Source organism: Streptomyces sp. NPDC087300, from assembly GCF_044744425.1.
Taxonomy (GTDB): domain Bacteria; phylum Actinomycetota; class Actinomycetes; order Streptomycetales; family Streptomycetaceae; genus Streptomyces.
In genome coordinates this window covers 599,788-622,446 of sequence record NZ_JBIUYI010000002.1, presented here as the reverse complement: position 1 = coordinate 622,446, position 22,659 = coordinate 599,788, and the positions used below count along the sequence as shown (strand labels likewise).

At 71.4% G+C, this 22,659-nt stretch carries 23 protein-coding genes; 12 read left to right on the top strand and 11 right to left on the bottom strand.

Annotated features, from left to right (window positions below; genetic code table 11):
• Positions 1 to 3: 3 nt before the first annotated feature.
• Complete coding sequence (locus ACIO9J_RS08410) at positions 4 to 642, bottom strand: HAD-IA family hydrolase (protein ID WP_401994524.1); 639 nt, start codon at positions 640 to 642, stop codon at positions 4 to 6.
• Between the two features lie 81 nt (positions 643 to 723).
• On the opposite strand from ACIO9J_RS08410, the gene ACIO9J_RS08405 reads away from it, so the two are divergent.
• Positions 724 to 1,506, top strand: a complete 783-nt coding sequence (locus ACIO9J_RS08405) for a tyrosine-protein phosphatase (RefSeq protein WP_401994521.1) — start codon at positions 724 to 726, stop codon at positions 1,504 to 1,506.
• A 95-nt stretch (positions 1,507 to 1,601) separates the two neighbouring features.
• Here ACIO9J_RS08405 and ACIO9J_RS08400 read toward each other — a convergent pair whose 3' ends face one another.
• Complete coding sequence (locus ACIO9J_RS08400) at positions 1,602 to 2,516, bottom strand: EamA family transporter (RefSeq protein ID WP_401994518.1); 915 nt, start codon at positions 2,514 to 2,516, stop codon at positions 1,602 to 1,604.
• Between the two features lie 26 nt (positions 2,517 to 2,542).
• Between ACIO9J_RS08400 and ACIO9J_RS08395 the strand changes: the two genes are divergently transcribed.
• A complete protein-coding gene (locus ACIO9J_RS08395) occupies positions 2,543 to 3,055 on the top strand; it encodes a CGNR zinc finger domain-containing protein (RefSeq protein WP_401994514.1) in 513 nt (170 codons plus the stop codon).
• A gap of 33 nt (positions 3,056 to 3,088) precedes the next feature.
• Here the strand turns inward: ACIO9J_RS08395 and ACIO9J_RS08390 are convergent, their stop codons facing one another.
• The 3 genes from ACIO9J_RS08390 to ACIO9J_RS08380 form a co-directional block, all read right to left on the bottom strand.
• The gene (locus tag ACIO9J_RS08390; RefSeq protein ID WP_401994511.1) at positions 3,089 to 4,063 is read right to left on the bottom strand and encodes a hypothetical protein; all 975 of its coding nucleotides are present in this window, start codon (positions 4,061 to 4,063) and stop codon (positions 3,089 to 3,091) included.
• A gap of 100 nt (positions 4,064 to 4,163) precedes the next feature.
• Complete coding sequence (locus tag ACIO9J_RS08385) at positions 4,164 to 4,553, bottom strand: hypothetical protein (RefSeq protein ID WP_401994508.1); 390 nt, start codon at positions 4,551 to 4,553, stop codon at positions 4,164 to 4,166.
• Between the two features lie 47 nt (positions 4,554 to 4,600).
• Positions 4,601 to 5,215 carry a GNAT family N-acetyltransferase gene (locus tag ACIO9J_RS08380; protein WP_401994505.1) on the bottom strand — a complete coding sequence of 205 codons (615 nt, stop codon included), beginning with the start codon at positions 5,213 to 5,215 and terminating at the stop codon, positions 4,601 to 4,603.
• Between the two features lie 799 nt (positions 5,216 to 6,014).
• Between ACIO9J_RS08380 and ACIO9J_RS08375 the strand changes: the two genes are divergently transcribed.
• Positions 6,015 to 6,491: a hypothetical protein gene (locus tag ACIO9J_RS08375; RefSeq protein WP_401994502.1), complete on the top strand. Its 477-nt coding sequence runs from the start codon at positions 6,015 to 6,017 to the stop codon at positions 6,489 to 6,491.
• A gap of 178 nt (positions 6,492 to 6,669) precedes the next feature.
• On the opposite strand, the gene ACIO9J_RS08370 is transcribed toward ACIO9J_RS08375, so the two are convergent.
• Both ACIO9J_RS08370 and ACIO9J_RS08365 read right to left on the bottom strand, forming a co-directional pair.
• Entirely contained in the window at positions 6,670 to 7,803 is a 1,134-nt protein-coding gene (locus ACIO9J_RS08370; RefSeq protein WP_401994499.1) for a family 2 encapsulin nanocompartment cargo protein polyprenyl transferase, read from the bottom strand.
• Between the two features lie 150 nt (positions 7,804 to 7,953).
• Positions 7,954 to 9,360 (bottom strand): family 2B encapsulin nanocompartment shell protein, encoded by a 1,407-nt coding sequence (locus ACIO9J_RS08365; protein WP_401994496.1) that lies wholly within the window; start codon positions 9,358 to 9,360, stop codon positions 7,954 to 7,956.
• Positions 9,361 to 9,543: 183 nt separating this feature from the next.
• Between ACIO9J_RS08365 and ACIO9J_RS08360 the strand changes: the two genes are divergently transcribed.
• From ACIO9J_RS08360 to ACIO9J_RS08345, 4 genes are all read left to right on the top strand, one after another.
• Positions 9,544 to 12,171: a rhomboid family intramembrane serine protease gene (locus ACIO9J_RS08360; RefSeq protein WP_401994493.1), complete on the top strand. Its 2,628-nt coding sequence runs from the start codon at positions 9,544 to 9,546 to the stop codon at positions 12,169 to 12,171.
• Positions 12,172 to 12,272: 101 nt separating this feature from the next.
• A complete protein-coding gene (locus tag ACIO9J_RS08355; protein WP_401994490.1) occupies positions 12,273 to 12,509 on the top strand; it encodes a hypothetical protein in 237 nt (78 codons plus the stop codon).
• A gap of 140 nt (positions 12,510 to 12,649) precedes the next feature.
• Positions 12,650 to 13,240, top strand: a complete 591-nt coding sequence (locus ACIO9J_RS08350; protein WP_401994487.1) for an N-acetylmuramoyl-L-alanine amidase — start codon at positions 12,650 to 12,652, stop codon at positions 13,238 to 13,240.
• An 88-nt stretch (positions 13,241 to 13,328) separates the two neighbouring features.
• Positions 13,329 to 14,288: a 1-aminocyclopropane-1-carboxylate deaminase/D-cysteine desulfhydrase gene (locus ACIO9J_RS08345; RefSeq protein WP_401994484.1), complete on the top strand. Its 960-nt coding sequence runs from the start codon at positions 13,329 to 13,331 to the stop codon at positions 14,286 to 14,288.
• Here the strand turns inward: ACIO9J_RS08345 and ACIO9J_RS08340 are convergent.
• A complete protein-coding gene (locus tag ACIO9J_RS08340) occupies positions 14,267 to 15,865 on the bottom strand; it encodes a Na+/H+ antiporter (protein ID WP_401994481.1) in 1,599 nt (532 codons plus the stop codon). The two genes, ACIO9J_RS08345 and ACIO9J_RS08340, sit on opposite strands and share 22 nt — an antisense overlap.
• A gap of 46 nt (positions 15,866 to 15,911) precedes the next feature.
• Between ACIO9J_RS08340 and ACIO9J_RS08335 the strand changes: the two genes are divergently transcribed.
• The 3 genes from ACIO9J_RS08335 (at position 15,912) to ACIO9J_RS08325 (ending at position 17,873) form a co-directional block, all read left to right on the top strand.
• The gene (locus ACIO9J_RS08335; RefSeq protein WP_055551725.1) at positions 15,912 to 16,172 is read left to right on the top strand and encodes a UBP-type zinc finger domain-containing protein; all 261 of its coding nucleotides are present in this window, start codon (positions 15,912 to 15,914) and stop codon (positions 16,170 to 16,172) included.
• Positions 16,173 to 16,431: 259 nt separating this feature from the next.
• Positions 16,432 to 16,845, top strand: a complete 414-nt coding sequence (locus ACIO9J_RS08330; RefSeq protein ID WP_030780840.1) for an anti-sigma regulatory factor — start codon at positions 16,432 to 16,434, stop codon at positions 16,843 to 16,845.
• Entirely contained in the window at positions 16,842 to 17,873 is a 1,032-nt protein-coding gene (locus tag ACIO9J_RS08325; RefSeq protein ID WP_401994478.1) for an RNA polymerase sigma factor SigF, read from the top strand. Before ACIO9J_RS08330 ends, ACIO9J_RS08325 begins: the two co-directional genes overlap by 4 nt.
• On the opposite strand, the gene ACIO9J_RS08320 is transcribed toward ACIO9J_RS08325, so the two are convergent.
• Positions 17,874 to 18,332, bottom strand: coding sequence for a hypothetical protein (locus ACIO9J_RS08320; RefSeq protein ID WP_401994476.1), 459 nt, complete (start codon positions 18,330 to 18,332; stop codon positions 17,874 to 17,876). It lies immediately after the preceding gene.
• Between the two features lie 80 nt (positions 18,333 to 18,412).
• Here ACIO9J_RS08320 and ACIO9J_RS08315 point away from each other — a divergent pair, with 80 nt between their 5' ends.
• Together ACIO9J_RS08315 and ACIO9J_RS08310 are read left to right on the top strand one after the other, a co-directional pair.
• Positions 18,413 to 19,381 carry a diacylglycerol/lipid kinase family protein gene (locus ACIO9J_RS08315; RefSeq protein WP_401994473.1) on the top strand — a complete coding sequence of 323 codons (969 nt, stop codon included), beginning with the start codon at positions 18,413 to 18,415 and terminating at the stop codon, positions 19,379 to 19,381.
• A gap of 316 nt (positions 19,382 to 19,697) precedes the next feature.
• On the top strand, positions 19,698 to 19,955 hold the full coding sequence (locus ACIO9J_RS08310; RefSeq protein ID WP_016639615.1) for a WhiB family transcriptional regulator: 258 nt from the start codon (positions 19,698 to 19,700) through the stop codon (positions 19,953 to 19,955).
• A gap of 201 nt (positions 19,956 to 20,156) precedes the next feature.
• Here ACIO9J_RS08310 and ACIO9J_RS08305 read toward each other — a convergent pair whose 3' ends face one another.
• On the bottom strand, positions 20,157 to 21,623 hold the full coding sequence (locus ACIO9J_RS08305; RefSeq protein ID WP_401995909.1) for a sensor histidine kinase: 1,467 nt from the start codon (positions 21,621 to 21,623) through the stop codon (positions 20,157 to 20,159).
• Between the two features lie 367 nt (positions 21,624 to 21,990).
• Positions 21,991 to 22,608 carry a TetR/AcrR family transcriptional regulator gene (locus ACIO9J_RS08300; protein ID WP_401994470.1) on the bottom strand — a complete coding sequence of 206 codons (618 nt, stop codon included), beginning with the start codon at positions 22,606 to 22,608 and terminating at the stop codon, positions 21,991 to 21,993.
• Positions 22,609 to 22,659 lie beyond the last annotated feature (51 nt).

Here is a 22,659-nt window from a genome sequence, read left to right as displayed (position 1 = left end):
GCCTCAGGCTGCCCGCAGCACCGGCTCCAACACCGCCCGCAGATCGGCGTGTTCGCGGTAGACCAGCCCGGTCATGCCGAGCGCGACGGCCGCGTCCACGTTCTCCTGGCGGTCGTCGACGAAGAGGCAGCGGGCCGCGTCGACGCCGGCCCGCCGCGCCGCCGTCTCGTAGATGCGGGGGTCCGGCTTGACGATGCCGAGGTCGGCGCTGCTGATCACGTCGTCCACGAGGCCGGTGGGCCCGGTGAGGCCGAGCAGCGCGAGGTCGTCGGCGAGCCAGGGCGTCGCGTTGGTGACGAGCAGCACCGGCAGACCGGCGGCGCGGGCCTGCCGCAGCATCCCCACCACCACCTCGTCGGCCCGGAACTTCGCCTCGGCGAGCGTGGTGGCGAGCTCCCTGCCGCGCTCGCGGGGCACCCGGTCCGCGAGCCCGCGCGCGATCGCCTCGGTCCACTGCTCCTTGGTGATCTCGCCGCGCATCAGCGGCAGGTCGGTCTCGGGCGCGAAGGCGACCTCGGCGGTGCTGCCCGCGGTGAGCCCCGCGGCGCGCTCCAGCTGCTCCAGTTCCGCCATGTCGTAGAAGCGGATCACGCCGTCGAGGTCACTCAGTACGGCGTCGAACGCCCGGCCGGAGATCGTCATCGCACGTGTCTATCACGCGGTGCGGCGGCGTACGGAAAATGCCCACCCCTCGAATCCGCCGCCCCTCTAAGGTCTCGTCACGTGAACCGAGAGAACAGACACATACCCTTCGCCCGCCTGCACAACGTCCGCGACCTGGGCGGCCTGCGCGCCGCCGACGGGCGCTCGGTGCGGTGGGGGCTGCTGTACCGCGCCGACTCGCTCGGCAAGCTGCGGGCCGACGACGGGGCGGACGAGGCCGAGCGTGCGGACTGGGCCCGCTTCCGCGCCCTCGGCCCGCGCGCCGTGGTCGATCTGCGCTACGACTGGGAGATCGACGCCAAGGGCCGGGTGCCCGAGCTGCCCGGACTCGCGTACCACCACTTGAGCATCGAGCACCGGCCCTACGACCAGGCGGCGCTCGGCCCGGACGTCGACCCTGGGCCGTATCTCGCCGAGCGGTACCTGGAGGTGGCGCACGACGGCGTCAAGGAGATCAGGGGCGCGCTCGACGTCATCGCGGCATCGGCGGCCGACGAGGCACCCGTGATCTTCCACTGCGCGTCCGGCAAGGACCGCACCGGCCTGATCGCCGCCCTGGTCCTCGCCCTGCTGGACGTCCCCCACGACGTGATCACCGACGACTTCACCCTCACCGACCAGGCCGCACCCCGCCTCCTGGCCGACTGGCACACAGCCCACCCCGAAGCCACCGAAATCTGGCCCGGCTACGGCAGGGCCCCGGCGGAGGTGATGACCCTGTTCCTCGCCGCGCTTGCCGAGCGGTACGGGTCCGTGCGCGGGTACGCGGATGAACTCCTGGGCACGGATGGGGAGTTCGTGGCGGGGTTGCGGGGGGCGTTGTTGGAGGAGGGGCGGGGGTAGGTGGGGGGGCGGGACCGGGCCCAAACCCAGCCGCACAAGAACCCGGCGCCCGGCGCCCACCCCGGGCTCGCCCCCCCCACTCACTCCCCCCCCACTCACTCCGCCGTCCGCACGGACCACGCCCCCGCCGCGACCACCAGAGCCATCGCCGCGCACTCCCGGGGCCCGAGCCGCTCGCCGAGGGCGGCGAAGCCCACGGCCGCTCCTACCGCGGGGCCGAGCGCCAGCAGGACGCCGAAGGTCCGTGCGCCGATGCGGCGCAGGGCCAGTAGGTCCAGGGAGTACGGGAGCAGGGACGAGAGCAGCGCGACCAGGAAACCGGTGCCCAGCAGCGCCGGGTGCGCGGCGACAGATCGTCCGTCGGTCGCCGCGGCGACCGGCACCAGGAGGCAGGCCCCGATCCCGAGGGCCACGGTCAGCCCGTCCCACCCGGGGAACAGGCGCCCCACCCGCTGGTTGAGGACCACGTACCCGGCCCTGCACAGCGCGGCCGCCACCCCCGCCGCGATACCAGCGCCGGGCAGCGCGCCACCGGGCACCGCGAGCAACAGCACCCCGGCGAGCGCGAGCAGCCCGGAGAGGAGATGCGCGGCCCCGCGGGACAGCGCGAGCGCGAGCGCCAGCGGGCCGAGGAGTTCGAGGGTCGCCGCGACGCCCAGCGGGAGGTGGCGGATCGCCTGGAAGTAGGCGGTGTTCATGCCCGCGAAGACGACACCGAGACCGGCCGCCGCACGCCACTGCGCGGCCGTCAGGCGCGCGAGCCGCGGCCTGACCACGGTCCACAGGACGAGCGCGGCGAACCCGAGCCGCATCCCCGCCAGCGCGGTGGGCCCGACCTGGCCGTACGTCCCCTTGGCCAGCGCGGAACCCAGTTGCAGGCTGAGTACCTGCGCGAGCACGAGCCCGGCGGCGAGGCGCGCACCCGGGGCCCGCGCGGCACCATCACCGTCACGCCCCGGACTCCGCCCACCGTCCCGCTCCCGCCTCTGCCCCCGCGCCGTGTCTCTCACGTCCGTCAGCGTGGTGTCATGCCCTTATGCACTTCAACCATTACGGGGGCGAGGCGGCCCTGCTCGCCGCCGACCTGGTCAACTCCCTTGCTGGAGACGCCCCCTTGGCCCCGCTCCTCGCCGCGCGAGGCGTCACCGAACACGCCCTCAGCGCCGCCGAGGAGGCCGAACTCCGGGGCTGGGCCGCGCGGCTCGCGGAATGCTTCGGGCCGCAGGACCTCCCGTACCGGTGCGCCCGCGTCAACGCCCTCCTCGCGCAGGCGTCGAGCAGCCCGCGCATCACCCTGCACGATGGCCATCCGCACTTCCACTACAGCGCGCCCGCCGCCGACCCGGCCGCCCACGTCCGCGCCCTCACCGCCGCGGGCCTGGCCTACGTCGTCTGCTTCGCCGAGGCCCACCGCCTGGGCCGCTGCGCCCGCGCGTCCTGCGGCACCGCCTTCGTCGACACGTCCCGCAACGGCCGCCGCGCGTACTGCTCGGTGCGGTGCGCGAACAACGACGCGGTCGCCCGCCACCGCGACCGACGACGGCGCTGAGACGACGGACCTCGGCGCCGGAACGCGTACCCCTCACCCCTCGCCGAGCACCTCGCGGACCCCCGCCCGCAACCGCTCCTGATCCGCGCGCACGGCCTCGTACCGCCCCGCGTTGCGCCGGATGTCGGCGCGCTCCTTCTCGGCGCTGACGACCCACCACACCCCGGCGACGTTCAGTTTCCTGTTGCACTCGACGTCGGCGACGGCCGTGCCCAACTCCCGCTTCGTACGCGCCGTGTTGCCGCCCGACGCACCCTTACGCCAGCCCTCGTCGCGGAAGGCCGCCGCCGGGCTCTCGTACGACGCGAAGCCCTTGTCCCGTACGCAGCGCGACCAGTCACGGAACACCCGGCGCACGCGCGCGTCCTTGGCGACGACCTTGTCGATCTCCACGGAGCGCTCGTCGACGTAACCCCACAGGCGCATCCGCTTCGCCTCGTCCCCCATGAGCCGGCGCGCGGCCTCCCCGGTGCAGCCGCCCTCGGGGACCTTGCGGCCGTCCACCACGGCGCGCGCGTGCCCGGCCCTGCCGAAGTCGTTCAGGACCTCCCGCTCCTGGCTCGTCACGGCCCGCCCCTCGGGCCCCAGGGGTTCCGGCGTGAACTCGGCCTGGTCCGGGTCGAAGCCGTAGCCCCAACGGCGCACCTGTTCGAGGTCGAGCATGCCGTACGGGGAGACCGAGAGCGCCGTCAGGCTGAAGGTCTCGCCCATCTCCTGGGGCTTCTCCGGCCGGGGGTAGAGGGGGAAGTCCGCGAAGCCGTAGGAGCGCATGCACCGCTGCACGAGACGCGAAGTCGCCTGCTCCTTACGCTTGTTGTCGCGGTCGCTCAGCTCGTACTTGCTCAGCGGAGTCGCGGGATAGTCCGCGTGGCTGGTGACCCTCGGCTCTCCGGCGTCGAGCCGCCGGCCCGGCACCCCGTCATCCGCTCCGGAACCGCATCCCGTCAGCACGGTCCCCACCGCGCCCACCGCACTCGCCAGAGCGAGCACACCCCACCGCACCCTCATGGCACCCCTCCCAGGCGACATCACCGACCGTGGGACCCTATCCCCGCCCGGGAGCCGCCCCGGTCAGCCGGTCGCCTCGACGCCGCCAGGTGCGCGAACGTCAGCCGCCCCCACCGGCGTTGTCAGAGGCCTCCTCGCCGCCGGAAGGCGTCACGTCCTCACCGCCGGAGGGCGTCACACCCTCCGCTCCGGAAGGCGCCGCGCCCTCACCGGCCTCGCCGTCCCGCGGCCGCCCCCTGGACCTGACCCGCGAGTGGGAGTGCCCGTGCCCGCGGCGCCGCGCGGCCGACCGCCCCGAAGGCTCCCCGCCCTCGTCGTCCACGACGCACGCCTCGCACTCCGCGTTGCGGCACGGCCCCGGGCCCCACACGGGGACGAACACCCCGAGCACCTTGCGCCGCCTGATCGCCGTACCCACGTTCTGTCCACAGTGCCCGCACACGGGTTCGTCCTGCGCACCCGGGCCGGCCCCGCCCCCATCGCTGCCCATGCCCTCAGGCTATTGCGGCCACGAACGGCGAGGCAGCCCCCGCGGCGTCAGCCGCTGATCCCGCCCGCGACTCCGCGCGGCTCACGCCACATCGGCCACATGCGCGGCCCGTCCGGCAGGTCCAGCGTCGTCCCCATGAAGACGAAACCGAGCCGCGCGTACAGATCGCGGCTGCGCGCGTTGCTCGCTTCGAGGTACGCGTGGTGCCCCTCGCGATCGCACCGCTCGAGCACCGCGTCGACCAGCGCCGTGCCGAGCCCCTCGCCCTGCCGCCCCGGCCGCACGGCGATCAGGTGCAGATACTGGTGGGCCCGGTCGGTCGGGTGGACCGAGTCCGTCAACCGGCCGATGAGCTCGACGCGTTCGTTCGCCGGCTCCACCGCCTCGCGCAGCAGCGCGGGCCCGTCCTCCTCCCCTTCGGGCACCCCGGCCGGCACCGACCACCACAGGGCGGCGGCAGCGCCGTCCTCGGTCACGTCGACGAACCCCTCGGCGAGTGCGAGATCGAAGAAGGCCTCCATCAGCCCGGCGTGCATCCGCAGCCGGTGCTCCTCGCCGGGAAAGACCCAACTGCTCACCGGGTCCTGCATGAACGCCTCGTCGAGCAGCCGGACGACATCCTCCCGGTCGCCCTCCCCGGCCCGCCGTATCCCCACCACCACAGCCCGCCCCTCACCTCACGCCCCACCGCGCACCATGCTCCAGCGGTTGCAGCCTAAGTGATCGGCTGTCGAAGTCCTTCGGGGGTTGATCATGTTGTGAGTGCCACGGAGGACTCTTGCTGGTGATGGGTGGTGTACCGGTCGAGCCTGGCCAGCAGATCGTCCAGGCCGGAGGTGGTGAACTTCCGCTGGAACGGCTGTGCTGTGGCGTTGTAACGGACTTCGAAGGCCCGAAGCCGGTCCCCGACTTGGGTCAAGCCGGGGAAGTCGTTGGGCCTTCGCGCGGCGGACGTCATGGGCGGCCAGGCAGGCCAGGGAGCCGCCGCGGTGCAGCGCGGTGAACGAGGGCGGGCGACCGGTGCGTCAGCGGTCGGCCGGCCCGGGCATGCCCTCTTCGGCGAACCGGCCCCTCCAAGTCCGCACGCACTGTGTCCACATGCTTGCGGCCGTAGGCCATCTTCTTCAGCCGGTACCTCTGCGAGACGGTCGGCGATATCGGACAGGCGGCGGCAACAGGGAGCGCAAGCAGGCCAGTCAGCAGAATTCGATCTTATCGGCCGAAGGCTGCCGCATCACCTGACGAGGCGAGGCAGGATGCTTCCATGTCCATTCTCTCGGAGTCGACCAAGACCTCCCACGCGCAGAAGCTGACAGGGAGTCACTCACTGCCCGGCCGGCCCACTATCAGCGTGAGAGCCACCGACCGGACCCGCGCAACCCTTCCCACCAGCAACTTCATCCTGGAGTCAGCTCATTGCCGTTCAGCCGTCATGGAGCGGTGCACAAGGGGGACTCGACGGTGAACGGCGGCAGCATCGTCATCGGGATCGTGATCGTCGCGCTGGTGATACGTCGGCAACTGCGCACCCGGCCCGTACGGGGAAAGGGCGGGCTGGTGCTGCTGGGAGTCCTGGGGGCGCTCGGGATAGTCGCGCTCGCCTTCGGGGTGGCCTCTGTGGTGGAGGAGCATCCGCTGGGTGCCGCGACCATCGCTCTAGTGGTGGCGAGTTTCGTTGTCGCCGGAGGGTTCGGGTTGGTGCGCGCCCGCACCGTGAAGGTGTGGTGTGCCGCTGAGGGCGAGGTGCTACGCAAGGGAACGCCGGCTACCACGGCCCTATGGCTCGTCTCCCTCGTGGTGCACGTCGGCCTCGACGCATGGATCGACCACACCACGAGAGTCGGACTGCTCGGGCCCTCGACCCTCTACCTGTATCTGGCGGTGACCCTCACTGTGCAGAATCTGCTGGTACGACGCCGGGCCGCAACCCTGTCCTGAGCACGCACAATCCGGTCCCCAGGCCTGAGGCCTGAGGCCTGAGGCCTGAGGCCTGAGGCCTGAGAAGAGGCCACGCAGAACATCGGCTCCGGAGCCAACTCCCGAAGGACTTCGACAGCCGACCACTAGGTGATCGGTCCGGACCCCCCGTCGCCACCCGGCGCCCGCGGAAACGGCCTCAGTACGTACGCCGTGTAACGAACTCCGCGAGCGCCAACAGCCCGCCCGCGGCTGCCGGATCGGGCACCGCGCGGGCCAACTGGCCCACGGCACGGGACATCCGGTCGGCCGCGTGCCCCTGCGCCCAGTCCCGTCCCCCGGCCCGCTCCACGGCACCGGCGACCCGCGCCAACTCCCCCTCCCCCGCCGCGCCCTTCGCCCCCGGCGCGTACAGCTCGGCCAGCTCGACCGCGGCCGCCGTGCCCGACCCCAACGCGGCCACCACCGGCAACGACTTCTTCCGGGCCGCGAGATCCGCCCCCGCGGACTTCCCGGTCCGCCCCGGATCCCCCCAGATCCCGATGACGTCGTCGATGAGCTGGAAGGCGAGCCCCGCCTCGCGCCCGAACCCGTCGAGCGCCTCGACCTCCTCGCACCCCGCCCCCGCGTACACCGCCCCCAGCGCACACGCGCACCCGAGCAGGGCCCCCGTCTTGGCCTCGGCCATCGCGAGGCACTCGTCGAGCGTGACCTCGTCGGGCCCGCGCCGCTCCAGCGCGCAGTCCGCGTGCTGCCCCGCGCAGAGCTCCACGACGCAGGCCGCGAGGCGGGCGGCCGCCACCGAGGCCCCGGGGTGGGGGTCCTCGGCGAGCAGCCGCTGCGCCAGCGCCTGCAGCGCGTCACCGGCGAGGATCGCGTCGGCGTCACCGAACACGGTCCACGCGGTGGGCCGATGGCGACGCGTGGTGTCGCGGTCCATCACGTCGTCGTGCAGCAGCGTGAAGTTGTGCACCAACTCCACGGCCGCCGCGGCCCGTACGGCCATCGCGGGCTCCCCGCCGAGCGCCCGCACCGCGGCGAGCACCAGCGCGGGCCTGATGGCCTTGCCCGGGTGCCCGGCCGCGGGCGTACCGTCCACGTGCTCCCACCCGAAGTGGTAGAGCGCGACCCTGCGCATGGACCCGGGCAGCGAGTCCACGGCCCGCCGGAGCTCGGGGTCGACACAGAGCCGCGCGGCCGCCAGTATCTCGGCGGCCTCGTGCTCCCCACCCGCACCGCCACCGGGACCAGCACCCTCGACCGGACCCGCGCCCGCGCCCCTCTCCGCACCTGTGTCCGTACCCGTGCCCGTATCCGTCGTCGTGTCCGTCATGGACTCACCCCGAAGAGGATGTGGACGGTGGCGTTTCCTCGGCCTGTGGGCGCGTACGCAAGGCATGTACCCCGTGCGACGGGCCAGGACACGAACACGGGCCCGGCCATGGACCCCGGCCCGAACCGGCCCGCGCCCAGGGCCGTTCGGTCACCTCCAGCGGCCGATCTCGACGTTCTCCAGGACGCCGAGCGCGTCGGGCACGAGCACCGCGGCGGAGTAGTAGGTCGAGACCAGGTACGAGATGATCGCCTGCTCGCTGATGCCCATGAACCGCACGGACAGGCTCGGCTCGATCTCGTCCGGGATGCCCGTCTGGCGCAGTCCGACGACGCCCTGGTCCTCCTCGCCCGTACGCATGCAGATGATGGAGGTCGTCCGCGCCTCGGTGACCGGGATCTTGTTGCACGGGTAGATCGGCACGCCGCGCCAGGTCGGGATCCGGTTGCCCTCCACGTCGATGGTCTCGGGGACGAGTCCGCGCTTGTTGAGCTCGCGGCCGAACGCGGAGATCGCGCGCGGATGGGCCAGGAAGAGCTTGGATCCCCGCCTGCGGCTGAGCAGTTCGTCCAGGTCGTCCGGGCTGGGCGCGCCGTCGTGCGGCTGGAGGCGCTGGTCGTACTCGCAGTTGTTCAGGAGGCCGAACTCGCGGTTGTTGACGAGCTCGTGCTCCTGGCGCTCCTTGAGCGCCTCGACGGTCAGCCGCAGTTGCTGCTCGGTCTGGTTCATCGGCTGGTTGTAGAGGTCGGCCACGCGCGTGTGGATGCGCAGCACGGTCTGGGCGACGCTCAACTCGTACTCGCGCGGGGACGATTCGTAGTCGACGAAGGTGCTGGGCAGCATCGCTTCGCCGACGTGGCCCGCGGAGAGGTCGATGGGCGCCTCGCCGAACGTGTTGGTGCGCTGCGCGGGGATGGAGCGCAGCTGCTGGAGGTGGGCGCGCAGCGACTCCGAGCGCTCGGCGACCTGTTCGAGGTCCTGGCGGGGCAGCGCGAGGACGGTGCACGCGGTCACCGCGCGCGTGGTGTACTCCCAGATCGACTCGGAGTCCAGGAGCGCCTGCTCCCCGAAGTAGGCGCCGTCGGCGAACGTGCCGAGCACCGTGTCGTCGCCGTAGGGGCCCGTGCCGACCTTCTCCACGCGGCCGTGCGCGAGCAGGAAGACCTCGTCGGCCGCGCTGCCGAAGGAGGCGAGGACCTCGCCCGCGGCGAATTCGCGCTGCTGGCAGCGCTGCGCCAGCTCGCCGAGCACGTCCTGGTCCTCGAAGTGCCGCAGCATCGGGAGCTCGCCGAGCTCGGCGGGGATGACCTGGACGCGGTCGCCCGTCTTCACGAAGGTCACCCGGCCGTCACCCACCGAGTAGCTCAGCCTTCGGTTCACCCGGTAGGTGCCGCCCTGCACCTGCACCCATGGCAGCGTTCGCAGCAGCCAGCGGGAGCTGATCTCCTGCATCTGCGGTGCCGATTTGGTGGTGGTGGCCAGATTCCGTGCGGCCGACGTGCCGAGGCTCTGCTGCGGCTGCTCCGACTCGGCACGGATCTCTTCGCCTACCGACATTGGCTATGCCCTCCCACGTACCTGCGGTGATCTACGCCGCCCAGCCTTCCAGCACGCAGCGTGCCCGCGCCATTACACAAACGAGCGGGAATGGACCAGCCCTCGACTGGGCAGGGAGGGCGTTTCCACTCGTTCGGCCCAGCCCGGGATGTGTCGGACCCCGGCGGCTGGTGGGCTCGGGAGATGACCACCTCCGAGGCATCCGCAGCCGCCGCGGAGGACCCGGCCCCTCCGGCCCCGCTCGCGCCGCCGGGCGAGCACGGCCCGGTGCGCTGGCTGCGCGCCGTCGGCCGGGCCTTCGAACCGGTCCGCCGCGCGCCCGTCACCGTGTTCGCCGTCGTCGCGCTGTGGGCGGTGGGCGCGTTCACGGGCAGTCTCGGCGGCGGCCCGCCCCGGTCGCTCCTGGACAACGTGGGCGTGGGTGTGCCCGCGCTCGCCGACGGCCGCTGGTGGACGCCGCTGACGTCGGTCCTGTGGTGTTCGGGGATCGGCAACTACATCGGCTCGACCCTGCTGTTGCTGCTGCTCGGCTCCGCGGCCGAGCAGCGCATGGGATCGCTGCGCACCGGCATGGTGTTCTTCCTCGGGCAGGTGCTCGGCTCGCTCCTGGGCACCGGGGTCGTCAAGCTCGGCTCGCTGGCGGGCGAGGACTGGCTCGACGGGCTCGCTCAGGACCTGACCGCGACGCCCGCCGTCGCCGCCTGCGCCGTCGGCGCCTTCCTCAGCTTCCGGCTCAGCGCCCTGTGGCGGCGCAGGCTCCAGCTGATCCTGATCGTCTTCCCGCTGATGCTCGCGCTGTACGTCGGTCATCTCCAGGGCGTGCTGGTCCTGGCCGGCACGGTGGTCGGTCTGGGCATCGGTGCGCTCGCGCACCGCGAGACGCACCGGCTGCGGATGCCGCACGCCTCGCACTCCGAGGGCCGGGTCCTGGTCGCCCTGGTGGTGGCGGCCTCCGCGATCGGCCCCCTGGTCGCCACGCTCTACAAGGACTCGCTCGGCCCCTTCAACGTGCTCGATCTGTACGTCTCCGGGGGTCCCAGCGCCCAGGAGATCGCCGACGCCTGCGTGAGCGGGGGCACGGAGTGTGCCCGCATCCAGGCCCAGGACCACTTCTACGGCTCTCCCGCGATGCTGATGGGCATCGCCATCCCGTTGCTGCTGCTCGTCCTCGCCGAGGGGCTGCGGCGCGGTCTGCGGCTCTCCTGGCGGATCACGGTGGCCGCGCAATTGCTGTGGCTCGGGCTCATGGCGTATCTGCTGAGCGACATCGTCTCGCACGCGGACCGCTACGTACTGGAGGGCAGCGACCAGGCCGACCAGAAGGCCGCGATGATCCAGGCGGTCGTCGAACAGATGCTGCTGCCGCTGCTTGTCCTGGTGCTGCTCTTCCTCACCCGCAGGCTCTTCGACCAGCTCCTCGCGCGGGCCACCGTGACCTGGCTCCTGGGGACCGCGGGCGGCGCGCTGCTCCTCGCCTGCCTCGCGTATGTGGGCATCGGCTACGCGGTGCGCGACCAGTTCACGCCCGACGCGACGTTCTCGAAGCTGGTGTCGGGCCTGCCCACCCAGTTCTTTCCGCCCAGCTACGAACCGTTCTTCTTCCAGGGGCAGGCCCCCGTACCGGTCGGCGGGACCGCGCTCGCGCTGTACGAGTACTGCGGGATGCTCTTCTGGGTGGTCACCCTGATCGCCCTCTTCGTGGCGTTCCGGCGGCCCCTGACGCACGCCGACGACGACGCGGCCTCACGCGCGCGTGCCCTGCTCTCGGCGCACGGCGGCTCCACGCTCTCGTATCTGACGACCTGGCCGGGCAACCACTACTGGTTCTCCGCGGACGGCCGGGCCGCCGTCGCCTACCGGGTGCACTCCACGGTCGCGCTCACCACGGGTGACCCCTTCGGGGAGGAGTCGGCGCGCGCGGACGCGATCGACGGCTTCGCCGAGTACTGCGACGAACGGGGCTGGACGCCGTGCTTCTACAGCGTCACGGCCGACGCCAAGGCCCGCACGGACGCGCTGGGCTGGAGTTCGGTGCAGGTCGCCGAGGACACCGTCGTACCGCTCCCGGAGCTGGCCTTCACGGGCAAGAAGTGGCAGGACGTGCGCACGGCCCTGAACAAGGCCAAGAAGGAGGGCATCACCGCCGAGTGGCACTCCTTCCCCGAGGCGCCGATCGCCCTGACGGACCAGATCCGTTCGATCTCCGAGGAGTGGGTGGCCGACAAGGGGCTGCCGGAGATGGGCTTCACGCTGGGCGGCCTCGACGAGCTGGACGATCCGTATGTGCGCTGTCTGCTCGCGGTCGACGAGGACCGCACGGTGCACGGCATCACGAGCTGGATGCCGGTCTACGGAGACGCCGGTTCGTCCGGGGGCGGGAACGGGGAAGCGGGCGGCGCCCCGGTCGAGCCGCGTCCGGTGGGCTGGACCCTGGACTTCATGCGCCGCCGCTCCGACGGTTTCCGCGGCTCGATGGAGTTCCTGATCGCGTCGGCGGCGCTCGGCTTCAAGGAGGAGGGCGCCGCGTTCCTGAGCCTCTCCGGAGCGCCGCTCGCCCGCTCCGACACCGGTGAGCCGCCCGCCGCGCTCCAGCGCCTCCTGGACTACGCGGGCCGCGTCCTCGAACCGGTCTACGGATTCCGTTCCCTGCTCAACTTCAAGGCGAAGTTCCAGCCCACGTACCGGCCGATGTACATGTGCTATCCGGACCCGGCGGCCCTGCCCAACATCACCCGGGCCATCGGCAAGGCGTATCTGCCGCACATGAAGCCGGCCCAGGGGGTACGCCTGATGCGCAAGCTCACGGCATGACCGGACGGGCGCGGGGAACTCCAAGATCCGCGCACCCGTTGAAACCCACGCGGGACACAGGCACCACCCGCACCCACCGCACCGACCGGCAGGAGACAGCAATGGCAGGCTTCCTGGATCGCGCCAAGGAACAGGCGCAGAGCGCGCTCGCCCAGGGCAAGCAGAAGGTCGACGAGGTCCAGGAGAAGCGGGCGGGCGACGCCCTCCTGAAGAAGCTGGGCGCCGCGTACTACGCGGAGCGTCGGGGCACCGGCTCCCCTCAGGACACCCAGCAGGCCCTCCAGGCCCTGGAGTCGCACATCGCGGCGAACGGCGACGGCTTCCTGCACGGCAACTGACCGGATCGGCTCGCACGGTGCCCGAACAGTCACCGGATTGGTTCCGAACGACTGGTCCGGGCACCGGAGTTCCGGGTAAAAGCAGGGCGTACGAGGCGGACCGCGACCGGCGGCCGTCGCGCCCCGCAAAGGAGCCGGTCATGGCCCCACCCATGTCCGCGGGCACGTTCCTGGACATCCTGCGAGACGAAGGCGTGACCGTCGTCGAGGTCGGCGACTGGGAGCACCACAACCGCAACCACAAGGGCCCCTGGGGGCCCGTGCACGGCGTCGTGATCCACCACACGGTGACGTCGGGCAGCCAGCGCACGGTGGAGATCTGCCGCGACGGATACGCGTCGCTGCCGGGCCCGCTCTGCCACGGCGTCATCACCAAGGACGGCCGCGTCCACCTGGTCGGCTACGGCCGCGCCAATCACGCGGGCCTCGGCGACGACGACGTCCTGCGCGCCGTGATCGCCGAGAAGCGGCTGCCGCCCGACAACGAGGCGAACACCGACGGCAACCGCTACTTCTACGGCTTCGAGTGCGAGAACCTCGGCGACGGCGAGGACCCCTGGCCCGACGAGCAGCTGGCGGCGATCGAGAAGGTCTCGGCAGCGATCTGCCGCCACCACGGCTGGACGCAGCGCTCAGTCATCGGTCACCTGGAGTGGCAGCCGGGCAAGGTGGACCCGCGCGGCTTCACCATGGACTGGATGCGCGACCGCATCGAGGAGCGCCTCAAGTAGCCCACGGGGAGCCCGGTACGAAGGAGCCCACAGGGAGCCCGGCACGGGCTCCCCTGCCGGACGGCAGGCCACGGGGGACAATGGCGGGGTGCGCCACACCCCGCCCGTCACACCCGCCCCGGCCGGCCCCCGTCCCCTGTTGCCCTCGCCGCTCCAGTGCGTCGAGGACGACCGGTTCGCCCGGCACGGCGTGCGGCTGCGGCTCAAGCGGGACGACCTGATCCACCCCGATCTGCCGGGCAACAAGTACCGCAAGCTCGTCCTGAACCTGGCGGCCGCGACCGCGGCGGGCCACGACACCCTGCTCACGTTCGGCGGCGCCTACTCCAACCACCTGCGCGCCACCGCGGCCGCGGGCCGTCTCCTCGGCCTCGCCACGATCGGCGTGGTCCGCGGCGACGAACTCGCCGAGCGCCCCCTGAACCCCTCCCTGGCCCGCTGCGTCTTTGACGGCATGCGGCTGCACTTCGTCGACAGGGCGACGTACCGCCGCAAGCACGAGCCCGGGACGCTGGCCGGGCTGCTGAGCGCGGCGGACGCCCGCGACGCGTACGTGATCCCGGAGGGCGGCAGCAACTCCCTGGCCGTACGCGGCTGTACCGCGCTCGGCGAGGAGCTGCGCGGGAGCACCGACGTGGCGGCCGTGGCCTGCGGCACCGGCGGCACCCTTGCGGGCCTCGCCGCCGGGCTGGGCCCCGACCGTCGGGCCCTTGGCATACCGGTCCTCAAGGGCGGCTTCCTGGGCTCCGACATACGGGAGCTGCAACGCGGCGCGTTCGGCGCCCCGACCGGCAACTGGCGCCTGGACGACCGCTTCCACTGCGGCGGCTACGCCCGCACCACCCCCGAACTCCTGGCTTTCGCCGAGGACTTCGAGGACCGGCACGGCCACGCGCTCGGCCTCTCCGTGGAGCGCCTCTACGTCGCCAAGCTCCTGTACGCGCTGACCGCCCTCTCCGAAGAGGGCGCCTTCTGCCCCGGGACCCGCCTCACCGCCGTGATCACCGGCACGCGCGAGGAGCCGGCTCAGTCCTCGACCTCCCGGTAGGCGGCCGCCTCCTCCAGGTCCAGCTTGCGCAGCAGGGTCCGCATCATCTCGTCGTCGATGCGCCGTTCGTCCCGCATGCGCACGAACACCTCGCGCTCCGCGGCGATCGCCTCGCGCGCCAGCCTGCGGTAGGTGTCGTCCGCCGACTCCCCCGTGACGGGGTTGGGTTGACCGAGTCGCTCCCACACGGAGTTGCGGCGCCGCTCCAGAACGGTGCGCAGACGGTCCTGGAGGGGCGGAGGAAGGCAGTTGCGGCGGTCCCGCATGAGTTCCTCCACCCGAGCCTCGGCGGCCTGTGAGGCGGCGTTCTGCGCCTGCGCCTCCGCGAGGGTCTGCGCCTGCGCGTCGCGGCCCGGCAGTTTCAGGACACGGATCAGCCAGGGCAGCGAGAGTCCTTGCACGACGAGCGTGCCGATCACCGTGGTGAAGGTCAAAAACAAGACAAGATTGCGCGCGGGGAAGGGCTCCCCGTCATCCATCACGAGCGGGATGGAGAAGGCGATCGCCAGCGAGACCACGCCCCGCATCCCCGCCCAGCTGACGATCAGCGGCCGCCGCCAGTCCATGTCGCTCTCGCGCTCCTTGATCCGCGTCGAGAGCCACCGCGGCAGATACGTCGCCGGGTACGACCACACGAACCGCACCAGCACGACGAAGACGAAGACCCCGACCGCGTACCAGACCGCCTGCCCCACTCCGTACTCGCCGAGCCCCTTGAGCACGACGGGCAGTTGGAGCCCGATGAGCGCGAAGACCGCCGACTCCAGGATGAACGCGACGACCTTCCACACCGCGGCCTCCTGGAGCCGCGTCTCGAAGTCCACCTGCCAGGAGCGGTGTCCCAGGTAGAGCGCGACGACGACCACGGCGAGCACTCCGGAGGCACCGACCTGCTCGGCGGCCGCGTACGCGACGAAGGGGATGAGCAGCGACAGCGTGTTCTGCAGCATCGCCTCCTTCAGGTGGGTGCGCAGCCAGTGGATGGGCACCATGAGGAGCAGCCCGACGCCGACCCCGCCGACCGCAGCCACCAGGAACTCCTGGATGCCGCCCGCCCAGCTCGCGCCCTCGCCGACGGCCGCCGCGAGCGCGACCTTGTAGGCGGTGATCGCGGTCGCGTCGTTCACCAGGGACTCGCCCTGGAGGATCGTGGTGATCCGCGAGGGCAGCCCCACCCGGCGGGCGATGGCGGTCGCCGCGACCGCGTCCGGGGGCGCGATGACGGCGCCGAGGACGAGCGCGGCGGTCAGCGGCAGGTCGGGGATGAGCAGATACGCGAGCCAGCCGACGGCGAGCGTGGCGAACAGGACGTAACCGACCGAGAGCAGCGCGACCGGCCTGAGGTTGGCACGCAGGTCCAGATAGGAGCTCTCCAGGGCGGCCGTGTGCAGCAGGGGCGGCAGGATCAGCGGCAGCACGACGTGCGGATCCAGGTGGTAGTCGGGCACTCCGGGGATGTACGCGGCGATGAGCCCCACCCCGACGAGCAGCAGCGGCGCCGGTACCGGAGTCCTGCGCGCGGCCCCGGCCACCACCGCGCTCGCCGCGATCAGTGCCACCAGCGGCAATACGTCCATCGCCAGACCCCTCCGCCTTCCGCGTTCCCGTCGTAACCTGGCCATCATGAACGAGTGCTCGCACGTCACAGCGCTGCCGCACCCCGAACCCGAGCCGCTGAGCGAAACGTGCCTCGAGTGCCTCGCGGTCGGCAGCCACCCCGTCCAACTGCGGCTGTGCCTGCTGTGCGGGCACGTGGGCTGCTGCGACTCGTCGCCGTTCCAGCATGCGACCGCGCACTTCAAGGACACCGGACATCCGGTGATGCGTACCTTCGAACCGGGCGAGAGCTGGCGCTGGTGCTTCGTGGACGGTTCGATCGTCTGAGGCCTGGGTACGTCACCTGCCTGTCGAAGTGACGGTCCGTAGTTTGCAATTGGGCCCGCAGACCCCTAGCCACTGTCCGTACCCGTAGGCTTACTATGAGTGACAGCATCGGGGCGGGGTCCCCGGGACACAGAGCTGTGGAGCGCGGTAGCGTCACCGCAGAACGACGTGGTGCGTTACCCGTGTGACGCAGTCCGGACCCGCCGCTGCTCGGCGGGACCGGAGCCCCGAAAGTGCTTGTACCACCTTGGAGGTGAGGGTGTCCCAGATCGCAGGCGAGCCCGGGAATCAGGACTTCGTGGAGGTCCGCCTTCCGGCTGCGGGCGCCTACCTGTCGGTGCTGCGGACGGCGACGGCCGGCCTCGCGGCGCGTTTGGACTTCACTCTCGACGAGATCGAGGACCTGCGGATCGCGGTCGACGAGGCCTGCGCGATCCTGCTCCAGCAGGCCGTGCCCGGCTCCGTGCTCAGCTGCGTCTTCCGGCTCGTCGACGACTCACTGGAGGTGACGGTCTCGGCTCCCACGACCGACGGCCGGGCCCCTGAGCGGGACACCTTCGCCTGGACTGTGCTGTCGGCCCTGGCGGGCCAGGTCGACTCCACCGTCGCCGAGGACAACACCGTCTCGATCAGCCTCTACAAGAAGCGCGGCGCGGGACCCGGGCCGGCGTGAGGAACGGGGACGGGCCGGTGCGGGAAGAAGAGCGCGGCACACAAGGTCTGCCCGTCGGCGGCAGGGAGGGGATGCCCCGTATGACCACCGGAATCCCCGAGCAGCAGGCCAAGCCGCACCCGGAGGAGCCGGAGAAGCCGGGTCCGCTGACGGTGGCCGATGTGTCGGAGCAGGCAGAGCCGACCGCCGAGGACGGGCGCAGGAAGCTCTCCGGCCGAGGCGGCGGGCGACGGGCGGGAAACATGAGCGAGCACCAGCACGGCCGGCACGATCCGCAGGACCGCAGCGGCGCACGCGCGATGTTCATCGAGTTGCGCGCCCTGAAGGACGGCAGTCGGGAGTACGCGGAGCTGCGCAATCAGCTCGTCCGCATGCACCTGCCGCTCGTCGAGCACCTGGCCCGCCGCTTCCGCAACCGCGGCGAGCCGCTCGACGACCTCACCCAGGTCGCCACGATCGGTCTGATCAAGTCCGTGGACCGCTTCGACCCGGAGCGCGGCGTGGAGTTCTCCACGTACGCGACGCCCACGGTCGTCGGCGAGATCAAGCGGCACTTCCGCGACAAGGGCTGGGCGGTCCGCGTTCCGCGGCGTCTTCAGGAGCTGCGTCTCGCGCTGACGACGGCGACCGCCGAGCTGTCCCAGCTGCACGGCCGCTCCCCCACCGTGCACGAGTTGGCGGAGAAGCTGGCCATCTCCGAAGAGGAGGTCCTGGAGGGCCTGGAGTCGGCGAACGCGTACTCCACGCTGTCCCTGGACGTCCCCGACACGGACGACGAGTCACCGGCCGTGGCGGACACCCTGGGCGCCGAGGACGAGGCCCTGGAGGGCGTCGAGTACCGCGAGTCGCTCAAGCCCCTCCTGGAGGACCTGCCGCCGCGCGAGAAGCGCATCCTGTTGCTGCGCTTCTTCGGCAACATGACGCAGTCGCAGATCGCCCAGGAAGTCGGCATCTCCCAGATGCACGTCTCGCGCCTGCTCGCGCGCACGCTCGCACAGCTGCGCGAGAAGCTCCTCGTCGAGGAGTGACTACTTCTGGTCCTGCGCGGCACCGGGGCCCCGGATCCCCAGGGCCTCGGTCGTCGAGGGGCTGAGCAGGAGGACGAGCGAGGCGACCGCCACGACCGCGAGCGCGATGCCCGCGGGGATCGCCGCGCTGTCGGCCTGCAACAGCTGCCACGCCACCGGGAGCGCCATGATCTGGGTGATGATCGCGGGCCCCCGGCTCCAGCGGCGCAGCTTCAGCAGCCCGCGCGCGGCGAGCAGCGGCAGCAGCGCGAGGACGATCAGCGTGATGCCGCCCGTCTCGGCCTGGCGCGGACTGTCGGGCGATCCCGCGAGCCCCATCACGAGCATGTAGAGACCCCCGCCGAGGAGGGCGAGCCCCTCCAGTCCCGCGAGTGCCGCGGCGGCGGTCAGCCGTCCGGGACGCGGTCCCGTCTCGGGCGTCTCCGGGGCTTCGGGGGTGGATTTCCGCTCAGTACTCACCCCAGCAGGGTAGCTCTGCGTAGGCGCCGCCCGGCACCTCGGTCTGGGCCAGGTAAAGACGGCTAGGTAGTCTGCTTCGCATGCGTGCACTCCTCGTGGTCAATCCAGCGGCAACCACCACCAGTGCGCGTACGCGTGACGTCCTGGTCCACGCCTTGGCGAGCGAGATGAAGCTCGAAGCGGTCACTACGGAGTACCGCGGCCACGCCAGGGACCTGGGCCGGCAGGCCGCGGAGAGCAAGGACATCGAGCTGGTCGTCGCCCTCGGCGGCGACGGCACGGTCAACGAGGTCGTCAACGGACTGCTGCACCACGGCCCCGACCCGGACCGGCTGCCGCGCCTCGCCGTGGTGCCCGGCGGCTCCACCAACGTCTTCGCGCGCGCCCTGGGGCTGCCGAACGACGCCGTGGAGGCCACCGGTGCCCTCCTTGACGCCCTGCGCGAGGGCAGTGAGCGCACGGTGGGCCTCGGCATCGCTGGCGGCACCCCGGGCACGGAGGACGAGGCCGTGCCGTCGCGCTGGTTCACGTTCTGCGCGGGACTCGGCTTCGACGGTGGAGTGGTCGGCAGGGTCGAACAGCAGCGGGAGCTCGGCAGGCGCTCGACGCACGCCCTCTATGTGCGCCAGGTGCTCCGCCAGTTCCTCGACGAGCCGCACCGCAGGCACGGGATGATCACGCTGGAGCGGCCCGGCGAGGACCCGGTGACCGATCTGGTGATGTCCATAGTCTGCAACACCTCCCCTTACTCCTACCTGGGCAATCGCCCCCTGTACGCGTCCCCGCAGGCCTCCTTCGACACCGGCCTCGACGTGCTCGGTCTGAAGAAGCTCTCCACCGCCGCGGTGGCCAGGTACGGCACGCAGCTCCTGACGTCGACGCCGGATCGCGGACCGCACGGTAAGCACGCGGTTACGCTCCACGACCTCACGGACTTCACCTTGCAATCGAAGGTCCCCTTGCCCCTCCAGATGGACGGTGACCACCTCGGGCTGCGGACGAGCGTGACGTTCACAGGCGTACGCCGTGCACTGCGTGTGATTGTGTGAGTGGAAGGGCCTAAAGTCCTTTCACTCGAACGTTTAGGCCAGGGTCCACCCCATGGAAGTACGGCTGTGACCCAGTCGACACTGAGGAATCAAAAAAAACTTTCCTGAAGGGGTTGTATCCGCAGCCGAGGTTTGCGAATCTCTACATGGCGATCGGGACGGCCCGCAACATCGGCCCCGCAGAGAGCCAGAACCCCTCCTCCACCAAAGGTCCACACCAGGCGACTGGTTGTCGGCCCTTCCCGTGCGGGGGGATTCGTGAAAGCGTTCACATTCACAAGCAACCCGCATGTAATACCAAGGAGAGGTAGCAGCCATGGACTGGCGTCACAACGCCGTTTGCCGCGAGGAAGACCCCGAGCTCTTCTTCCCCATCGGCAACACCGGTCCTGCGCTGCTGCAGATCGAGGAAGCCAAGGCCGTCTGCCGCCGCTGCCCCGTCATGGAGCAGTGCCTGCAGTGGGCGCTCGAGTCCGGCCAGGACTCCGGCGTCTGGGGTGGCCTCAGCGAGGACGAGCGCCGCGCAATGAAGCGCCGCGCCGCTCGCAACCGTGCACGCCAGGCCAGCGCCTGACGACCACGCCCCCCACGAGCCTGAGCTTGGCGGCGCGTACAGCGAGTACGCATCTCCCGCCCCCGAGCCGCAGCCGCGCAGTACCCCCGATGCGCAACGCAACGTGAGCAGTGAGCCCCGGACCACCTAGGTCCGGGGCTCACTGCTTTCGTCTGTGCGGCGCTTTTTGCGTCCGTGTGCGTACTTGCCCGTTTGCCGACGCTATTTGTCGCCGCGCACCGGTACGTCGAGGATGACCTGTGTGCCGCGCTCGGGGGCGCGGACCATGTCGAAGGTGCCGCCGAGCTCCCCCTCGACCAGGGTGCGCACGATCTGCAGGCCGAGATTGCCCGAGCGGTGCGGATCGAAGCCGTCGGGCAGTCCGACGCCGTCGTCCTGGACGGTGATCAGGAGCCGCGATTCCTTGCTGGTGCCGCCGCGGACCGCGGAGACCTCGACCGTGCCGGTGTCCCCTTCGCGGAACCCGTGCTCCAAGGCGTTCTGCAGGATCTCGGTGAGCACCATCGACAGCGGGGTGGCGACCTCGGCGTCGAGGATCCCGAAGCGGCCGGTGCGCCGGCCCGTCACCTTGCCGGGTGAGATCTCGGCGACCATCGCGAGCACCCGGTCGGCGATCTCGTCGAACTCCACGCGCTCGTCCAGGTTCTGCGAGAGCGTCTCGTGGACGATGGCGATCGAGCCCACCCGTCGTACGGCCTCTTCGAGCGCCTCGCGGCCCTTGGCGGAATCGATTCGGCGGGCCTGGAGACGCAGCAGCGCCGCCACCGTCTGGAGGTTGTTCTTCACCCGGTGGTGGATCTCCCGGATGGTCGCGTCTTTGGTGATCAACTCGCGCTCGCGGCGGCGGAGTTCGGTGACGTCGCGCAGGAGTACGAGCGAACCGATGCGCGGCCCCTTGGGCTTGAGCGGGATCGCGCGGAGCTGGATCACGCCGTCGCCGCCCTCGATCTCGAACTCGCGCGGCGCCCAGCCGCTGGCGACCTTGGCGAGCGCCTCGTCCACGGGACCGCGGGACGGCGCGAGTTCGGCCGTCGCCGTGCCCAGGTGGTGGCCGACGAGATCGGAGGCGAGGCCGAGGCGGTGGTACGCGGAGAGCGCGTTCGGCGACGCGTACTGGACGACGCCGTCGGCGTCGAGCCGCAACAGACCGTCACCCACGCGCGGCGAGGCGTCCATGTCGACCTGCTGCCCGGGGAACGGGAACGACCCCGCGGCGATCATCTGCGCGAGGTCGGACGCCGACTGGAGGTAGGTCAGCTCCAGGCGCGAAGGGGTGCGCACGGTCAGCAGGTTGGTGTTGCGGGCGATGACGCCGAGGACGCGCCCTTCCCTGCGTACGGGGATGGACTCGACCCGCACCGGAACCTCCTCGCGCCACTCCGGGTCGCCCTCGCGCACGATGCGGCCCTCGTCGAGGGCGGCGTCCAGGAGGGGGCGGCGGCCGCGCGGGACCAGGTGGCCCACCATGTCGTCCTGGTAGGAGGTGGGGCCGGTGTTCGGCCGCATCTGTGCCACGGAGACATAGCGGGTGCCGTCGCGCGTGGGGACCCAGAGCACGAGGTCGGCGAAGGAGAGGTCGGAGAGCAGCTGCCACTCCGAGACCAGCAGGTGCAGCCACTCGAGGTCGGAGTCGCCGAGGGCGGTGTGCTGGCGTACGAGTTCGTTCATGGAGGGCACGCGTGCGAGCGTACCTTTCGCTCTCCGCGGGGCCGCTCCCCCGACGTTTCCGCCGGTGGGCCGACGGCCGTCCTGCGGCGCGGTGAGGGGCCGCGCGCTGCCCGACGAGCCGCGGCGCCAGGGGCGGGACCCTCAGCCCGCCCACGGCACCGCAGCCCTTCAGGTGCATCGGCCGCCAGAATGTGCGGTACTGGCCGCCGATCGGGAGGCTCCGGCGCGGTCAGGGCAGAGAGCGCCGGCTCCTCGGTCCACCCTCCTGTGCGGGGAGGGCGGATGCTTTACCCACGCATTGTGGACTAGACCATTCTCCTATGTCTACGCGTCGGCAGATGTTTGTTGTCGTCTCTTCCTCCGAGTGTCAGGTTCCCTTCTCCGACAGTCGGCCCTGTGGCCACGCGCGCATGGCGAGATCGGCGACCGCCTCCAGGTCCTGCCTCGTGGCGCCATCCCTGGCCTGCTGCGACATGCCCTGGAAGACCGCCGCCACATAGCGGGCGAGGGCCTCGGGGTCGGTGTCGTCGGGCAGCTCCCCCGCCGCGACGGCCGCGCCGACGCGGGACGCCATGGCCGCCACGTTGGCGTTGCGGCGCTCGCGCAGGGCCTCCTCCACCTCCGGCGTCGTGCAGTTGGTGGCCGCGGAGATGACGAGGCAGCCGCGGGGGTGGGAGGGGTCGGTGAACTCGGCCGCGGCCTCGTGCAGCAGCCGCGAGACGGCGGCGTGCGCCGTCGGCTCCTCGTCGAGGGCGCGGCCGCCGAAGGCGCCGTGGGTGAGCCCGTACCGCACGACGACCTCGTCGAAGAGCGTCCGCTTGTCGCCGAACGCGGCATAGAGGCTCGGGGCCCCGATGCCCATGACGCGGGTGAGGTCGGAGACCGACGTCGCCTCGTACCCGTTCTCCCAGAAGGTCCGGATCGCCTGCTCCAACGCCGTCTCACGGTCGAAGGAGCGGGGGCGTCCACGCTGTTTCGTCGCCATGGAGTGAATTGTATAGCGGGCACTAGTAAATGAGATCGGGATCGGATACGG

Bases quoted from the DNA above. Each gene is read 5' to 3' on its own strand.
- ACIO9J_RS08410 (WP_401994524.1), bottom strand. From the start codon at position 642: ATGACGATCTCCGGCCGGGCGTTCGACGCCGTACTGAGTGACCTCGAC.
- ACIO9J_RS08395 (WP_401994514.1), top strand. From the start codon at position 2,543: ATGCACTTCAACCATTACGGGGGCGAGGCGGCCCTGCTCGCCGCCGAC.
- ACIO9J_RS08390 (WP_401994511.1), bottom strand. From the start codon at position 4,063: ATGAGGGTGCGGTGGGGTGTGCTCGCTCTGGCGAGTGCGGTGGGCGCG.
- ACIO9J_RS08385 (WP_401994508.1), bottom strand. From the start codon at position 4,553: ATGGGCAGCGATGGGGGCGGGGCCGGCCCGGGTGCGCAGGACGAACCC.
- ACIO9J_RS08370 (WP_401994499.1), bottom strand. From the start codon at position 7,803: ATGACGGACACGACGACGGATACGGGCACGGGTACGGACACAGGTGCG.
- ACIO9J_RS08365 (WP_401994496.1), bottom strand. From the start codon at position 9,360: ATGTCGGTAGGCGAAGAGATCCGTGCCGAGTCGGAGCAGCCGCAGCAG.
- ACIO9J_RS08360 (WP_401994493.1), top strand. From the start codon at position 9,544: ATGACCACCTCCGAGGCATCCGCAGCCGCCGCGGAGGACCCGGCCCCT.
- ACIO9J_RS08355 (WP_401994490.1), top strand. From the start codon at position 12,273: ATGGCAGGCTTCCTGGATCGCGCCAAGGAACAGGCGCAGAGCGCGCTC.
- ACIO9J_RS08350 (WP_401994487.1), top strand. From the start codon at position 12,650: ATGGCCCCACCCATGTCCGCGGGCACGTTCCTGGACATCCTGCGAGAC.
- ACIO9J_RS08340 (WP_401994481.1), bottom strand. From the start codon at position 15,865: ATGGACGTATTGCCGCTGGTGGCACTGATCGCGGCGAGCGCGGTGGTG.
- ACIO9J_RS08335 (WP_055551725.1), top strand. From the start codon at position 15,912: ATGAACGAGTGCTCGCACGTCACAGCGCTGCCGCACCCCGAACCCGAG.
- ACIO9J_RS08315 (WP_401994473.1), top strand. From the start codon at position 18,413: ATGCGTGCACTCCTCGTGGTCAATCCAGCGGCAACCACCACCAGTGCG.
- ACIO9J_RS08310 (WP_016639615.1), top strand. From the start codon at position 19,698: ATGGACTGGCGTCACAACGCCGTTTGCCGCGAGGAAGACCCCGAGCTC.
- ACIO9J_RS08305 (WP_401995909.1), bottom strand. From the start codon at position 21,623: ATGAACGAACTCGTACGCCAGCACACCGCCCTCGGCGACTCCGACCTC.
- ACIO9J_RS08300 (WP_401994470.1), bottom strand. From the start codon at position 22,608: ATGGCGACGAAACAGCGTGGACGCCCCCGCTCCTTCGACCGTGAGACG.